The organism is Lysinibacillus sp. NPDC086135 (assembly GCF_044746345.1).
In the GTDB taxonomy this organism is placed as follows: Bacteria; Bacillota; Bacilli; order Bacillales_A; family Planococcaceae; genus Lysinibacillus.
In genome coordinates, this window is the sequence record NZ_JBIVCA010000010.1 from 137,167 (window position 1) to 153,488 (window position 16,322).

Annotated in this window: 16 protein-coding genes and 2 pseudogenes; all 18 read left to right on the forward strand. The window is 37.2% G+C overall.

Annotation, left to right across the window (positions count from 1 at the left end; all coding sequences use genetic code 11):
* Positions 1-142: 142 nt before the first annotated feature.
* Complete coding sequence (locus ACIPKN_RS14695; RefSeq protein ID WP_400937327.1) at positions 143-1,159, forward strand: NAD(P)H-dependent glycerol-3-phosphate dehydrogenase; 1,017 nt, start codon at positions 143-145, stop codon at positions 1,157-1,159.
* 486 nt (positions 1,160-1,645) lie between these two features.
* Positions 1,646-1,855 carry a DUF2768 domain-containing protein gene (locus ACIPKN_RS14700; RefSeq protein WP_142508379.1) on the forward strand — a complete coding sequence of 70 codons (210 nt, stop codon included), beginning with the start codon at positions 1,646-1,648 and terminating at the stop codon, positions 1,853-1,855.
* Between the two features lie 25 nt (positions 1,856-1,880).
* Positions 1,881-2,672, forward strand: coding sequence for a hypothetical protein (locus tag ACIPKN_RS14705; RefSeq protein ID WP_400937330.1), 792 nt, complete (start codon positions 1,881-1,883; stop codon positions 2,670-2,672).
* A gap of 91 nt (positions 2,673-2,763) precedes the next feature.
* On the forward strand, positions 2,764-4,242 hold the full coding sequence (gene spoIVA, locus ACIPKN_RS14710) for a stage IV sporulation protein A (protein WP_142508377.1): 1,479 nt from the start codon (positions 2,764-2,766) through the stop codon (positions 4,240-4,242).
* Between the two features lie 200 nt (positions 4,243-4,442).
* Complete coding sequence (locus ACIPKN_RS14715) at positions 4,443-4,715, forward strand: HU family DNA-binding protein (RefSeq protein WP_004232618.1); 273 nt, start codon at positions 4,443-4,445, stop codon at positions 4,713-4,715.
* Positions 4,716-5,471: 756 nt separating this feature from the next.
* Positions 5,472-6,041 (forward strand): GTP cyclohydrolase I FolE, encoded by a 570-nt coding sequence (gene folE / locus ACIPKN_RS14720; protein ID WP_400937333.1) that lies wholly within the window; start codon positions 5,472-5,474, stop codon positions 6,039-6,041.
* 63 nt (positions 6,042-6,104) lie between these two features.
* Entirely contained in the window at positions 6,105-6,323 is a 219-nt protein-coding gene (mtrB, locus tag ACIPKN_RS14725; RefSeq protein ID WP_049666799.1) for a trp RNA-binding attenuation protein MtrB, read from the forward strand.
* A gap of 407 nt (positions 6,324-6,730) precedes the next feature.
* Positions 6,731-7,498 carry a heptaprenyl diphosphate synthase component 1 gene (locus ACIPKN_RS14730; RefSeq protein ID WP_400937336.1) on the forward strand — a complete coding sequence of 256 codons (768 nt, stop codon included), beginning with the start codon at positions 6,731-6,733 and terminating at the stop codon, positions 7,496-7,498.
* 15 nt (positions 7,499-7,513) lie between these two features.
* Positions 7,514-8,218, forward strand: a complete 705-nt coding sequence (locus tag ACIPKN_RS14735; RefSeq protein WP_400937338.1) for a demethylmenaquinone methyltransferase — start codon at positions 7,514-7,516, stop codon at positions 8,216-8,218.
* Positions 8,219-8,237: 19 nt separating this feature from the next.
* Positions 8,238-9,212, forward strand: a complete 975-nt coding sequence (hepT, locus tag ACIPKN_RS14740; RefSeq protein ID WP_400937341.1) for a heptaprenyl diphosphate synthase component II — start codon at positions 8,238-8,240, stop codon at positions 9,210-9,212.
* A gap of 87 nt (positions 9,213-9,299) precedes the next feature.
* Positions 9,300-9,716, forward strand: coding sequence for a nucleoside-diphosphate kinase (gene ndk, locus ACIPKN_RS14745; RefSeq protein WP_142508373.1), 417 nt, complete (start codon positions 9,300-9,302; stop codon positions 9,714-9,716).
* 552 nt (positions 9,717-10,268) lie between these two features.
* Positions 10,269-11,132 (forward strand): annotated as a pseudogene (locus ACIPKN_RS14750) (tyrosine-type recombinase/integrase); the annotation flags it as partial.
* A 79-nt stretch (positions 11,133-11,211) separates the two neighbouring features.
* Positions 11,212-11,586, forward strand: a complete 375-nt coding sequence (locus ACIPKN_RS14755) for a BlaI/MecI/CopY family transcriptional regulator (RefSeq protein ID WP_400937343.1) — start codon at positions 11,212-11,214, stop codon at positions 11,584-11,586.
* Between the two features lie 8 nt (positions 11,587-11,594).
* The gene (locus ACIPKN_RS14760) at positions 11,595-12,746 is read left to right on the forward strand and encodes a M56 family metallopeptidase (protein ID WP_400937346.1); all 1,152 of its coding nucleotides are present in this window, start codon (positions 11,595-11,597) and stop codon (positions 12,744-12,746) included.
* Positions 12,743-13,183 (forward strand): hypothetical protein, encoded by a 441-nt coding sequence (locus ACIPKN_RS14765; protein ID WP_400937349.1) that lies wholly within the window; start codon positions 12,743-12,745, stop codon positions 13,181-13,183. Before ACIPKN_RS14760 ends, ACIPKN_RS14765 begins: the two co-directional genes overlap by 4 nt.
* A gap of 147 nt (positions 13,184-13,330) precedes the next feature.
* A pseudogene (locus ACIPKN_RS14770) lies at positions 13,331-13,726 on the forward strand (transposase); the annotation flags it as partial.
* A 461-nt stretch (positions 13,727-14,187) separates the two neighbouring features.
* Positions 14,188-15,336, forward strand: a complete 1,149-nt coding sequence (locus ACIPKN_RS14775; RefSeq protein ID WP_400937354.1) for a thiolase family protein — start codon at positions 14,188-14,190, stop codon at positions 15,334-15,336.
* Between the two features lie 15 nt (positions 15,337-15,351).
* A complete protein-coding gene (locus tag ACIPKN_RS14780) occupies positions 15,352-16,113 on the forward strand; it encodes a 3-hydroxyacyl-CoA dehydrogenase (protein WP_400937357.1) in 762 nt (253 codons plus the stop codon).
* Positions 16,114-16,322 lie beyond the last annotated feature (209 nt).

Genomic DNA, 16,322 nt, shown 5'->3' on the forward strand with positions numbered 1-16,322 from the left:
CTTTTTACAAGAGAGGAAAGAATAATTTTTCTAATGTCTACTATAAGATTGCTTTGAAAGCTTTACTGTTGTAAGCCTTTCTCTAGCATTTTTCGTAACGAATAAGAATGAATTGTCTTTTCTAAACAAGGGAGGATTTTGAATGGAAAAAGTTTGTGTGTTAGGGGCAGGCTCGTGGGGTACAGCACTTGCGATGGTACTTGCAGAGAATGGGCATGATACACTTCTATGGACTCATCGAACTGATCAAGCTGAAGAAATTAACAGCTTGCATACAAATAGGAAGTATTTACCTGAAACGGAGCTGCCAGCAAATTTGTATGCAACAAGTGATATTGCTCAAGCAGTTGCTCATTCGGAGACTATTGTCGTAGCTGTACCTACTAAGGCTATTCGAGAAGTATGTGAAAAAATGATAGCAGAGCTCGATAAAAAAGTACTGTTTGTTCATGTTTCGAAGGGGATTGAGCCTGATACATTAAAACGAATTTCAGAAATTTTAGCAGAAAGTCTACCAGCTGAATGTGTAGAAGAGATTGTTGTACTTTCAGGTCCAAGCCATGCAGAGGAAGTTGTCTTACACCACCCGACAACTGTTACAGCCGCTTGTGCAAGCATTGAAGCCGCGGAAAAAGTACAGGATTTATTTATGAATCAATTTTTCCGTGTCTACACAAACAAAGATGTGATTGGTGTAGAAATAGGTGGCGCCTTAAAAAACGTAATCGCATTAGCTGCGGGTATTTCAGACGGCTTAAATTATGGTGATAATGCCAAAGCGGCACTAATCACTCGAGGATTGGCTGAGATTTCACGTCTTGGTGTTAAAATGGGTGGGAATCCATTTACATTCTCAGGACTTACAGGCATGGGAGACTTAATTGTAACATGTACAAGTGTGCACTCTCGTAATTGGCGTGCAGGTAATTTACTGGGGCAAGGAATGAAACTGCCAGAGGTACTAGACCAAATGGGTATGGTTGTTGAAGGGGTACGCACAACAAAAGCTGCCTATCAACTAGCGGAGAAATATGACGTTGCTATGCCAATAACTACGGCGCTTTATAGTGTTCTATTTAGTGATATAGAACCGAAAGTAGCGGTTGATGCATTAATGATGCGTATGAAAAAGCGAGAAATCGATGACATGATGTACTAATAAAAAATATACAAAGGTAAGTGTTATCATTAACCGCTATATAGATTTTTGGATAGTGGATAAAAATGACTAATCAACATGCCTGATCTATGTGATTAGTTTTGTCATAAAATGGACATAAATAAGGTGTCTCAGTGAATAACTGAGACACCTTATTGTATGCTTTTAGTTGAAAAATCTATAACGCTACAAAGGTTGTACCTTTAACTTCTTTCAGCAAATGTCTCCCACCTCTATAGGTGTTGGTATGATGCGAATTTAAGCTACTTTTCAGCGGGTGTCCAAACACCCACTGAAAGAAGTTAAAGCCTCCGGTGGATGTCACGGAATCGGAAAGGAGTTCTTTGCGTAAGCTCGATTCCGGACGTAATTATGCCGAGGCATAATTGATTGATAGTTATTGGACAACTATTTCTTTTTGGCGAGAGCACATAGTATAATATAATTTGATTGTTTCGTGACGTTGAAGAAAGGTGGTTGTCTTAAATGGGTCCGTTAGCACATTTGCCAGCGCTTGATGTAATGTGGGTATCATTTTATTGTATCAGCTTTATGATTATCTCTGTTGGTTTAATTTATTTAGCTCGGAATAAGGTTTCAAACGGTTTTTTACGTACAATCGTAAATTTAATTGCATACATACTATTTGGGCTAGGCACATTTTTAATGGTACTAATTGTAGCAACATGGCCATGATAAAAAATGATGAGGTGGAAGTGACATGAAAAAACTAAGTGCTTTTCTTTTGGTAATAGTAACCGCAGTTCTTCTAGTAGGTTGTGCATATCCAGAAGACGAAAAAAGGGCAAAATTAGTGCCTGATGCTGACCAGTTAGCCGCTGTTCAGCGTGCGGTTGATGAATACCGTGAAGCAACTGGAGGCCTAGTTCCAATTAAAAATAGTGAGCTAGATACAGATATATATATAAAATATTTAATTGATTTTGAAAAACTAATGCCTAAATATCTTGCTCAAATTCCAGGAAATGCCTATGAAAAGGGTGGGATTTTCCAGTATATTATTTGGGATCCTGAGAATGAAGCTAAAGTAAAATTGGTAGATTTAAATGCTGCAGAGCGAATTCGTGAAATTAATATTCAAAAACTTTCTACCCAATATTTACCGATAAAGGGTGCGTCTTCTAATAATGTATATCAAATTAACTTTGAAGAATTGGGCTATAAAAAAGATGTAACTGTGAAAAGCCCCTATTCTGGTACCGAATTACCAATATTTATGACAGGTGATGGTGAAATGCATGTGGACTATTCCATCGATTTAGGTCAACTACTAAAGGAAGACAAACCTAATGTGAAGCCTGGAGATGATATACGTCAGCTACTTGTCGATAAATATCCAGTAGTACCAGCTTATTCTATACCATATACAGTAGATGAAAAAGGTGAGCCAATTTATTTTATGGACGCCTATAATAGTGACGCAAAAAAAGCTAGAGAAAAAGCTAGAGAAAAAGCAATTCAAGAATCTAAATCCAAAACTAAAAAAGATTAGTCACTAAGCTCCTTACATTTGTGAGGAGCTTTTCATATTTATCTATCTGCTCGCATATAGTGAAAAAGCGTAGATAAAGGAGGCAGAAACCTTGAGTGAAGCAGTATTTAGAGAAATTGCAGAGCGCACAAATGGCGATGTTTATATTGGTGTTGTCGGTCCAGTACGTGTAGGTAAATCAACATTTGTAAAAAAGGTTATGGAAGCAGTCGTGTTACCAAATATTGTGGATGATACAGAAAGAATGCGTGCACAAGACGAGTTGCCACAAAGCTCGCCGGGGCCAGTCATTATGACTGCTGAGCCGAAGTTTGTGCCTGCCCAAGCAACACGTATTGCGGTCGGTGATGATGAAATGACGTTCCAAATTCGTTTAGCAGATTGCGTTGGTTATGTCATTGAAGGTACAAAGGGCTATGAAGATGAAAATGGGCCGAAATATGTGCATACACCTTGGCATACAGAGCCTATCCCTTTCCAAGAAGCGGCGAAAATAGGCACAGATAAAGTTATTCGTGACCATGCCAATATTGGAATTGTTGTAACAACAGATGGCACGGTAAATGGAATTAGTCGTCGTGCGGCAGAGAAGGCTGAAGAGGAAATTGTAGAGCAATTAATGGACATCGGAAAACCTTTTGTTATTGTATTAAATTGCCAAATGCCAGCGCGAGAGGAAACGGTACAGCTTCGAAATGAGTTATTTGAGCGCTATAATGTTCCAGTAATTGCTACTTCAATTGATCAAATGCGTGCATCTGATATTCAGTTTATTTTGCAAGAAGCATTATTTGAATTTCCAATTCGAACAATTGAGGTGGAAAAACCAGATTGGTTAGATGTTTTAGATGCTACACACCCGTTGAATGTTGCGTTAATTGATTCGATGGAAGAAGTGTTGTCATCTATTATGAAAATAAGAGATGTACAGCAGGCGTCAGATGCCTTTAAAGCCATTGATTTTATTGACCAGAGTGAAGTGGTGCATGTGGATGCTGGTGTTGGGACCGCAGTCATTCGAGTGTCATTACAAGGTGAGCTATATAAGTCAGTTTGCAATGAATGGCTAGATGAGCCGATTGAGACGAAGCGAGATTGGCTACTATTTATTAAAGAGTCAGCAGAAGCAAAGGAGGCGCAAAAACGCTTTAAAACTGCTATTAGTGAAGCAGATTCGAAAGGTTATGGCGTAACATTGCCGATGATGCAGGAGTTTGAGCCAACAGCACCAGAGCTCATTAAACAAAATAATTTTTACGGTGTGCGTATGAAGGCAAAAGCGCCATCATACCATATCATTCGTGTAGATATGGAATCAGAATTCGCGCCGCTAATTGGCTCAGAATTCCATAGCCAACAATTACTTAAGGATTTAAATCATGCTTATTTACATGATCGTGATGCTTTATGGAACACACAACTTTTTGGAACTCCGCTACATGAAGTGTTAAAAGAAGGAATACGCTATAAAATGGATGCCGTTCCATCAACAGCCAAAAAACGGATGCGCCAAACAATTGAACGTATGGTGAATGAAGGTGATAGAGGATTAGTTACATTTATTTTGTAGTGAAAAAATGAAAAATAAAGCGCAAAAAAATTATCACAGGGCTCTTCGTTTTTATGCGAAAAGTCCTGTTATTTTTGTTTTTTGGGTGAAAAACGCATTTTTTGGTTATAATCATGTATGAATACAGTTGCGTAGCGGTTTTCTATGTGTTAATCTTTTTACAGAATTGGTTCATGACCCTTTGAGAGGAGGTGAATGGTGTGAATAAAACAGAATTAGTAAACTCTGTTGCTGAAGCTGCAGGTCTTTCTAAAAAAGACGCTTCTAAAGCAGTTGAAGCTGTATTTGATACAATTCAAGATGCTCTTGCAAAGGGTGACAAAGTACAATTAATTGGTTTTGGTAACTTTGAAGTACGTGAACGTGCGGCTCGTAAAGGTCGTAACCCACAAACTGGTAAAGAAATCGAAATCGCTGCTAGCAAGGTACCTGCTTTCAAACCAGGTAAAGCGCTTAAAGATGCTGTAAAATAATACACGTCTAGTAGTTACATAGAGCAGTCTTCATGTAAATAACATGGAGGCTGCTCTTTTTAACTTTTTTCAGCGGGTATCCAAAAATTCGCTTAAATAGAGTCTAAGAACACCCCGACCTTTGGCAATTTAACTGTGCGAAGGCGAAGCTATAGAAACGGAATGACCCACATAATGGTTTTTCCACTAAGAAAAGATGTGAAAGATAGCTAAAAAGTTAATGTACATAGAAAGATGCAATAAACGAAAGTGTAAGCGTTAGAGATATTATTTGCACAATTTAGGTCCATCACTAAAAATAGAGCTATCTTTGCTAATACCAGAATATTAGTTGATTGGAGTGGAGGCTGGGCGACTCCTTGGGGATCAGCGATAGAGGAACGAAGGCTAAAAGCATCACATCCTGTGATAACGCCTTCGTGACCAACATCGTGTTGGCCCGAGACCCTGGAGCGAGCATTGCGAGTGAAGCGGCTCATCGGACGCCCCCAGGAAGCTTTGCTCTGTGCGAAAGCGTAGTGCTAACGTAGCGGCAGCAACAAAGCGCCCAGCCGGAACGGAAATCAACCTGACGTTATGGTGATGAGCCAAAATTTACAAAACATACTGCTAATTAGAAAGCAATAAGTGGCTATTTTGCTCATATAGCGTTGAATTTCTTTTGAATCAAGTAAGTCGTTTTGCGCTTACCTTTTGGATATGCTACGATGCATAAGGAAATGTGTAATGTACTGATACGCAGGAGGGTTTTTACGGATGTCGAATGTTGATTTATTGAAAATAGAAGAAGCAGTAAAAATGATTTTAGAGGCGGTAGGAGAAGATGTAAATCGTGAAGGTTTACTCGATACACCGAAACGGGTAGCAAAAATGTATGCGGAAATGTTTAGCGGCTTACATGAAGATGCAAAAGATTATTTTAGAACCGTGTTTCATGAAGACCATGAGGAATTAGTACTTGTAAAGGACATTCCGTTTTATTCAATGTGTGAGCATCATTTAGTTCCTTTTTATGGAAAAGCTCATGTTGCATACATACCAAACGATGGCATTGTTGCTGGACTAAGTAAATTAGGACGTGCTGTAGAAACTATTGCTCGTCGACCGCAATTACAGGAACGAATTACTTCCACTGTTGCAGAGACGATTATGGAAATGCTCTCTCCGAAAGGTGTTTATGTAGTGATAGAGGCGGAGCATATGTGTATGACTATGCGAGGACTTAAGAAGCCAGGATCTAAAACTGTGACATCGGTTGCACGTGGTATTTACGAAGAAGATGAAGTAAAACGTAGAGAAGTTTTATCATTTATTCAAATGTCTTAAATTGAGTGTCTAATTATGTTATGATGGACTAAGAATTTGTCGGATTTAAGGAGTGTACAGACAATGGCACAAGATTATATTGTTATTCAAGCAGAGGAAGATGGCGTACATGTAATCGGTTTAACACGAGGTACAGATACAAAGTTCCATCATTCTGAAAAACTAGATGCAGGCGAAGTTATGATTGCTCAATTTACCGAACATACATCTGCCATGAAAATTCGTGGGAAAGCACAGATTCATACAGCACACGGTGTTATAAATAGCGAAGCTAAAAAGTAATAGAGAGCAATACCATTCAGAAATGCATCGTGTCTATGTAAATTAGTGAGGGCACATATAAATCGACTAGATGTGTAAAACTTAGTAATGGAGTTTTCGATTCGATTCTTTCAGCAGGTGTTAAACATCGCTGAAATAGACTAAGAATGCCACGTTCTGTGGCAATTTATCTGTGCGAAAGCGCTTTGTGCAAATACAAAGCCGATTCCAGACGCGATTATGCCGAGGCATAATTGATAGGCAGTTGGATTTCTTCCGTTTTTTAACGGGGAAGCTCTTCTGCCTATCATGTTGAATAAAGCAAAAACTTTTTATTCCGAATCGTCGCGTATGCTATAATGACTCAGTAAGCAAGCGTTAGGTCATGAAAGGACTAACGTATTTGAAAGTGAAATGGAGTAAGGTCTATGAATGCAACATACATTCAAAATTCAATTGCACAATTAAAAACAGAGATTTTCATGGATGTTCGTCATAGAACTTTGCAAAAATACACAGGATTGCCTGTGCTCGATGAAAATCAATTATTTTACTTGTTAGTGCCCTTTTTTAATGGGGAAGAGTGGCAACAAGATGAACGAGAAGCTGCAATCACTGTTGGAATTGTGTACGCAGCCTTAGCAGCGCACGATCATATAAAAGAACTGGATGCCACATCAAAAGAACAGCAGCTAACCGTTTTAGCTGGAGACTTTTATAGTGGCCGTTATTATGAGATTTTAGCGATGTCGGGAAATGTCGCAATGATTTTAAATTTGTCACAAGGAATTGTGGCACGTTGTGAACACCAAATTAAAGTATATGAGGCAGAAAAACGATCAATTGAACAATGGTTTGCCTCAATCACTAACATTGAATCAGGATTAATCTCAAAATTTTTTGAGCTCTATTCATTTAGAGATTATATTCCAATTGTGGAGAAGAGCTTATTAATCTTGCGTTTAGAAAGAGAATGGGCGACATATCAACGTGGGCAAGTATCTTTAATGAGTAAAGTTCTTGAAGAAAGCGCGAGATATGCTGGAGCGACCTATGGCAACGTCATAAAGGATAAAATTATGCAATTAAAAACAGAGCTGTTACAGGAGATAGAAGATGCATCGTTTCTACAAGGTGATGTGAAACAAGCTCTACAAGCACGTGTAGAGGCATCCATTGCTTCTACTAATGGATAAGAGAGGTTTTTCAAAATGGCTAAAACGAAAGAAGAGCACGTGCACGAAGTATTTGAAAGTATTTCGGAAAACTATGACAAAATGAATGGCGTTATTAGTTTTCAAATGCATGTTGGCTGGCGCAATGATGCGATGAAGCACATGGCAGTAAAACCTGGAGCGAAGGCTCTAGATGTTTGCTGTGGTACGGCAGATTGGACAATTGCATTAGCCGAGGCAGTTGGTGAAGGCGGAGAAGTAAAAGGGGTAGACTTCAGTAAAAACATGCTGAAGGTTGGTGAAGACAAGGTAAAGCCATACCCACAAATTGAACTAATACATGGAAATGCTATGGAGTTACCTTTCCCAGACAATACTTTTGATTATGTAACAATTGGTTTTGGGCTTCGCAATGTACCAGATTATTTACAAGTTTTAAAGGAAATGAATCGTGTTGTAAAACCAGGGGGAATGGTTGTTTGTTTAGAAACATCTCAATCTGAAATTCCAGGCTATCGACAACTATTCCGTTTTTATTTTAAATATATAATGCCGATATTTGGTAAAATATTTGCGAAAAGCTATAAAGAATATTCTTGGCTACAGGAATCAGCAAATGATTTCCCAGGTATGAAGAAGTTAGCGGCATTGTTTGAGCAGGCAGGTTTAGAAAAAGTAACGTACAAAGCATACAGTGGCGGTGCTGCGGCAATGCATATGGGCTTAAAAAAAGTACGTTAATGGGGGAAGGTTTTCACACGTGGAAAAGATGAAGTTAAAACTACTCTATTCCGATTTGAAATCAGATATCGAAATCATTGAACAAGAATTAGAAAAAGCAGTGAACTCTTCTTCAGGTTTGATCAATGATGCTTCTCTCCATTTATTGCAAGCTGGTGGCAAACGGATACGACCAATTTTTGTGTTGCTTGGCGCGAAATTTGGTGTATATGATATCGAAAAGATGAAGGATGTAGCCGTACCAGTAGAGCTTATTCATATGGCATCACTTGTGCATGATGATGTAATTGATGATTCCAATATGCGAAGAGGACGCCCGACGGTCAAATCACAATGGAATAATAGAGTTGCAATGTACACGGGCGATTTTATTTTTGCGCGTGCACTTGAATATATTACAAAGCTTGAAGACCCATTAGTTCATCAAATTTTAGCGCGTACAATGGTTGAAATTTGTAACGGTGAAGTCATTCAAATCGAAGATAAATTCAGATTAGATCAAGGCTTAAAGGATTATTTTAGACGAATCAAACGAAAAACGGCATTATTGATTTCTTCTAGTTGCGAACTTGGTGCAGTGGCAGCAGGTGTCGATCCTAAAACGGTAAGACATTTGAAACGATTTGGCTATTTTGTGGGCATGAGCTTCCAAATTATCGATGATGTTTTAGATATTATGGCAACAGATAAAGAATTAGGAAAGCCAGCAGGTAGTGATTTACTGCAAGGTAATATTACATTACCGATTCTAATGTTAAAAGATGATCCTGTAATGCAACCTTATTTGGCAAAAGTATTTGCAGGCACATTGACGGAAACAGAACGTCAAAATATGCTGCAGTATGTGCGTAAATCCGACGCGATTGAGCAAGCTAATAAAATGAGTGATAAATATTTGAAAAAGGCATTACAAGAAATAGATGCATTACCAAAACATCCCGTCAAGAAAAAACTACGTGATGTCGCGTTATTTATGGGGAAGCGTAAATTCTAGCTTTTTGTTGTACAAAGGCTCATTTTTTGTTAATATTTATCGGTAGGTGTAAAACCTGTTATACGAATTTAAGGAGTGTTTTAAACAATGGCAATCGAAAAAACTTTTTTAATGGTTAAGCCTGATGGCGTAGAACGTCAAGTAGTAGGAGACATCGTAGATCGTTTTGAACGTCGCGGTTTTGTATTGAAAGGTGCTAAATTAATGGTAATTCCTACAGAATTAGCAGAAAAGCACTATGCAGAGCATGCAGAACGTCCATTCTTTGGTGAATTAGTTGATTTCATCACTTCTGGTCCTGTATTCGCTATGGTATGGGAAGGCGAAAACGTAATTAAACTTGCTCGTACAATGATGGGAGCAACTAAACCTGAAGAATCTAACCCAGGTACAATCCGTGGTGACTATGCAACAACTGTTTCTCACAACATCATTCACGGTTCTGATTCACTTGCTTCTGCTGAGCGTGAAATCGCTTTATTCTTCGGTGAAGATTTAGTTTAATTTCTTTCAGCTAAGTAGAACAGCGAAAAGAACTACGAATAGAACTAAATAAAAAAATCATCTATTTTTCGATGAAACTTTTACCTTCTAACAAAAAATGTTAGGAGGTTTTTTTGTTTGTCTAAATCTTTTAATAAAGTTAATACAAACATTGATTTATTTACTATCAAAGCTGAAAAAGATTCAAAAGAAAAAGTGATAAAAAAAACCAATAACCCAATAGTTAAAATTGATTCTTTTGATGATATAGATAGCAGAAATATACAAATTGGACATGCTATAAAAATTTTAAATCAACAATGGCGACTAAGTGGATTAAGACCAAGGACAATTGATAGTTATAACTATAATTTTAAGCGTTTTGTTGAGGTTACCGATGTCGAATATCTCCACGAAATCAACAATGAAAAAATTTATCAATATTTATCGAGTTTCAAAAATGTGAAGGACACTTCCTTACATGGTCGTTTAAAGCAAATTAAAGCCGTTTTAAGCAAGTGTCACGATAACGGATGGTATAACTCGAAGTATTGGAAAAACATCAAAATAAAAGTGAATACAAGCGTTAAGGAAGCTACTACAGAAAAAGAGTTAGCTTTATTGTTATCACTTTTGGATAAATCAACATATTCGGGATTACGTGATAGTATAGCAATTTTACTTTTATACAAAACAGGCATTCGAATTAAAACATTGGGTGCGTTGAGAGAGCAAAATATTGATTTTGATAATATGCTACTGAAATTGCAGGGAGAAATAATGAAGGCGCATAGACCATTGATTCTTCCTTTAGATGATGAAATGTGTACTTTATTAAGAGAGTTGATTTCAATAAACGATAGGGTCAGGAAGGAAAATAGAGAAAAGAATGATTATATTTTTCTTTCAAACATTGGCGTACCAATTTCAAGTACAGTGTCGCCGTCAAATTTAATTGCAAAAAATTTATGGGTGTACAGTAAAAAGTGGAATTTAAAGAACGTTAATCCTCATTCGATTCGAAGATTGTACGCTCAGAATTTGGTGAAACGTGGAGCTGATATATACTTAGTATCTCATGCATTAGCACATTCTGACTTATCGACAACTACGAGGTATACCATAGAGCAATACAAAATAGAAGATGTTGAAAATTTTATTAATGAAATAAGAACAATATTAAAGAATTACAAACCTCAAACGGTCAGGAGAGTAGATATACCAAAACCAAATGGGAAAACTAGACCATTAGGGATTCCGACCATGAGGGATAGGCTAATACAACAAATGTTTAAACAAATACTAGAACCTATCTGTGAAGCTAGATTTTATAACCATTCCTATGGTTTCAGACCAATTAGGTCAACTCATCATGCAATAGGAAGATGCCAATACCTTGCTAATCTTACAAACAATCATCATGTTGTAGATATAGATTGACATCAACTACAACTACATAGTATATTATGCACTATGTAGTTGTAGTGTTTCCAATGTTAATACAAAATGGAAGGAGATGAATAAAACGACTAATTTTCAAAGTTTATCAGAAACAGAAATGGAATTAATGAAGGTTATTTGGAAAAAAAATTGCCCTTTTAAATCAAATGAATTATTGGACATTTTTTCTGAAAAAGATTGGAAAGGACAAACGATAGCTACTTTTTTATCCAGATTGGTAGATAAAGGGTTATTGTCTGTGATAAAAGAAGGACGTGCAAATATTTATACACCTTGCCTCTCACTACAAGAATACAAACAAAAACAAGCCCAAAGCTTATTAGACGTTATGTACCAAGGGTCAGTAAATAATTTTTTATCGGCACTCTATGAGAACAAGGTAACACCTGATGAACTAGATGAACTTCAGAAATGGCTTTCCGATAAGTAGGTGGATGAATGAGCGATTGGTTGCGTATATTTATCACCTTGTCTATTACAGGGAGTGGGGTTTTAATTTTTTGTTGGTTTATCACATTAATTTCAAAAGAAACATTTTCTGCTAAATGGCATTATTGGAATCGGAAACTAGCCCTTCTCCTATTCCTTATTCCTGTTTTTTGGATTTCGGAAATGACTTCTCTATTTAGTATTAAAAATCAGTCTAATTCATTTTTTTATTTGCCGATTGTATATGAAGATGCATTATGTCTAACAGAAATATTTGTTCAAATTGTCTTTCTTGTTTGGCTAATAGGTGTGATTGTAATAGGTTTACGGTTTATATATTTGTATAGAAATTTTCATCAAAAATTACAAAAAAATTGTGTGCCAGTACCAAAAGAGCATGGAGTATGGTCTATTTTAGAGCAACAGCGAAGTGCTATGAATTTGAGAAATACAATCAACCTTACTTATTGTCAGGCGAATATTAGTCCTATTTTAGTAGGGATATTTAAGCCAACAATTATATTACCTATGTATGTTATTCCAGATGATGAGTTAGCCATGATTATTAAACATGAATTAACACATCATAAACGAAGAGATTTATGGGTAAAAATAGCTATGACTATAGCAACTATACTGCATTGGTACAATCCATTTATCTATGTATTGCAAAAGGAAATAAACAAGTGGAGTGAGTTTTCTTGCGATGAAGATATTGTAATGAATATGTCCCAAGCTGAAAGAAAAATATACGCTAAAACGATTCTCAATACGATGCAACGAGCAACTAAAGATTCAAGTAATGCCTTTTTAAGTACATCTTTTGCTAATGGACAAATTCAATTAAAAAGGAGATTGATGAGAATGTTAAAAGTGAAAAAAGTAAGCAAGCCAATTGTTGTTTTGTCTACTGTGATCTTAATAACTTTTTGCGTTGTTGGGGTTGTAAGTTCTGCGTTCGTAAATAAAAGCCAACCATTTGTAACAGAAAAAAGTGAAACGACAATACTAGAATTTGGAGAACCATCTAAAGAATCACCGACTAAGGGAGAATATAGTTTATATTCTGTTAAATTGTCAGATGAATCAAAATTCAGAAAAGAAGAATGGGTAAAAATCCTTGAACAAATTGAAAATGGTGAGGTTATTTTAGAAGAATGATCGAAAAGTTAAATATAAAAAAATTTTTTATTAAAAATAACTGCGTCATAACGATTAAATATTTAAATGTTAAGGTCATGAATCTATTATCATATACAAAAAGTGAAAATAATTTCATAAAAACAAGAAGGAAACAAAATGCTTCAAATTTAAAACCAAATTACTACACTAAATCTAGTTCTAGTTACTACATTAAAAAGGGTGAAAAAGTAAATGTTAACAGTGTTACATGGAGTCCATCAGGGCAGAAAATTAAACTAGGTTTCGTTTCTGCTACTGGTGGTTCAAATTATTGGACTGAGGCTTATGTTGGAGGAAGTAAAACTGGTGGTTCATTTTATTTGGGTGGACCAACTGGTGAATACTACATCGCTATCTTGGCAGACAGTGGTAACAACGCGAATTTAGGTACTGTTACTGGAAGTTTTGATTTTTAATAATAACTAAATTATATTGTTATTCAGTTTTTTATAAATGACGGATTGTAATATTAAGTGCAACACCCAGAAGTCAATATAAAGGAAGCTCATAACGGCCTCGTTTGAATGTAGTTACCACACCAACATTCAAACGGGGGAATCGTTATGAGTTATACCCGTCTTACCATATCAGAACGTGTAAAAATAGAAACAAACCTGGAACTTGATTATCCAATTCGTAAAATAGCGAAACTCTTAAATCGTCAACCATCTACGATTTCCAGAGAATTAAAACGCCACGCCGGTAGTACGACTGACGAAGCGCAAGTACGTTACCACCAAAATAAATCCAACTGTGGTGCCAAGTCAAAATGTACGCCAGAAGTAAAAGAAGCTGTTCAAGAAAAGTTGCGGGATACTTGGTCGCCAGGACAGCTAAGTTTTATAACCATCTTTCGCTGGATTTACGATGGTCTTTTAGAAGTGCCTATAACCGTTCTCCGTCAAAAAGGAAAGCGCCAAAAGCCCCGCGAAACAAGAAGAAGATTTAACATTGATACACAAGAAAATATCTTGGTTGGAAAACTGCAAAAATGAGTCTTTTAATGAGACAAATCATCAAATAAAAAAGGGACAAGAGATTTTTAAATTGTTTTTGGGATGTTTATAATTCTTCTATAGATTAAAATGTTTTATTAAATATTGGAATAGGAAACAAACTAACATTAGTAGTACAAACCAAGGCCATGGTTTATGCTACTAATGTTAGTTTGTTTTTTATGCTCTGAAATAAAGCGACAGATAAAAGCATAAAACTAAAGAAGGGAACCTATTAAAACAGTTGAATAGAATTTTCTAGATACATATAGAATTGTTAAATACTTCTTAGTCATGTAAAATAAAAGATATAATATTCTGATAATTATGGTTTTTGAATAGTTTATAATCAAGAATATATTTCATAACATCTAAATACATTGGATGATAGGAAATGAGAGATGACAGTAAAAGGGGATTTTTTTATGAGAGAAGTTGTGATTGTATCAGCTGTTCGTACAGCGTTTGGCAGGAGTAAAGGGGCATTAAGCGATGTTCGAGCAGATGACTTAGCTGCAGATGTTCTGCAGGAAGTAGTGCAACGAGCAGGTATCAATAAGGATCAGGTGGAGGATGTAATCTTTGGCTGTGTAACGCAAACTGCTGAACAGGGAGCAAATATAGCGCGTACTGCATTGTTAATGGCAGGCTTTCCGGATAGTGTCCCTGGTGTGACAATCGATCGTCAATGTGGCTCAAGTCAGCAGGCTGTACATTTTGCAGCACAGGCTATTTTAGCAGGGGATATGGACATTGTTATTGCTGGTGGGGTTGAAAGCATGACGAGGGTGTCAATGGGTTCTAACATGAAGGGTGCCCATACAGGTAAACGATTACAAGACAACTACACAATTATACATCAAGGGTTATCAGCCGAGAAAATAGCGGAAAAATGGAACTTATCAAAAGAACAGCTAAATAACTATGCTTACAATAGTCATAGACGAGCATTAGCTGCAATTGAGGCGGGCCATTTTAAAAAGGAAATATTGCCTGTCCATATTACGCAAGAAGACGGCGCAGTTACAACGTTTTCTGTTGATGAGGGTCCTCGGGCAGAAACGACAGTTGATAAATTGAATGGGCTTAAAACAGTATTCCAGGAAGATGGCGTGATTACAGCCGGTAATGCTAGTCAAATGAGTGATGGTGCCTCAGCGGTAGTTATAATGTCTTTAGAAAAGGCACAAGAGCTTGGCATCCAACCGCTTGCTAAAATTGTTTCAAGAGTTGTTGTTGGCTCAGATCCGACGTTAATGCTAACTGGTCCAATTGAAGCAACTAGACAAGCGCTAAAACGTTCAGGTCTTACGATAGAGGACATTGATACGTATGAAGTGAATGAGGCTTTTGCGCCAGTACCACTTGTTTGGTTACATGAAATTGGAGCAGATCCAAATAAATTAAATCCATATGGAGGAGCAATTGCCTTAGGGCATCCATTAGGAGCGTCAGGTACAAAACTGTTAACAACGATGCTATACAGAATGGAACGAGAAAATTTACGTTATGGCTTACTAGCAATTTGTGAAGGTATGGGAATGGCGAATGCCACTATTATTGAAAAAATGTAAAAGGGGTTGTGTTTGATGAATGAAGTAATAGCAGTTGTAACAGGGGGAGCATCTGGTTTAGGAGAGGCGACGGTTCGTAAAATTGTTGCGGAGGGTGGCAAAGCAGTAATTTTTGATCTTAATGACGAACGAGGACATGCACTAGTAGAGGAGTTAGGGGAGAATGTCCAATATGCACGTGTAAATGTCACAAAAGAAGCTGATGTAGCAGCAGGTCTTGAGCAAGCAGTTGCAAGGTTTGGGGCCATTAATGTCACAGTGAATTGTGCTGGAATTGCTGATGCAAGTAAAGTACTTTCAAAGCGTGGTGTACATGCCCTTGATTTATTTGAAAAAGTGATTTCTGTAAATTTAATTGGTACTTTCAATGTTATTCGCCTAGCAGCTGAGAAGATGCAACATAATGAACCAAACGAGGATGGTCAGCGTGGCGTTATTATTAATACTGCATCTGTGGCAGCATTTGATGGACAAATAGGACAAGCAGCATATAGCGCGTCAAAGGGTGGTGTGGCAGCGATGACCTTGCCGATTGCTAGGGAGCTTGCTGAAATTGGGGTACGTGTTATGACTATTGCTCCAGGGTTAGTAGAGACACCAATGTTTGCATCGTTACCAGAGCCAGCAAGAACAGCACTTGCCCAAATGACACCGTTCCCTAAACGACTTGGGAAGCCATCAGAATACGCGCTATTAGTCGAAAGTATTATCAAAAATGGTTTATTAAATGGTGAAGTAATCCGCTTGGACGGCGCGATTCGTATGCAGCCAAAATAGGGGAAACTTCAAGGTGCTCGCCTCAAACTAAATAAGCTAGGCTGTTCACAGAGCAAAGAGAGAAAGGCTCCTGTGATTACGCATTTGTGAAGCACGGAAGTTAAAAGGTATTTGTCTGCGGCAGCGAGCGAAAAAATGACTTGTTTTATATGGTTCACACCAAGAGTTGTGGATGACTTTTGTTAAGGAGGGGGGCTGGGCGACTCCTT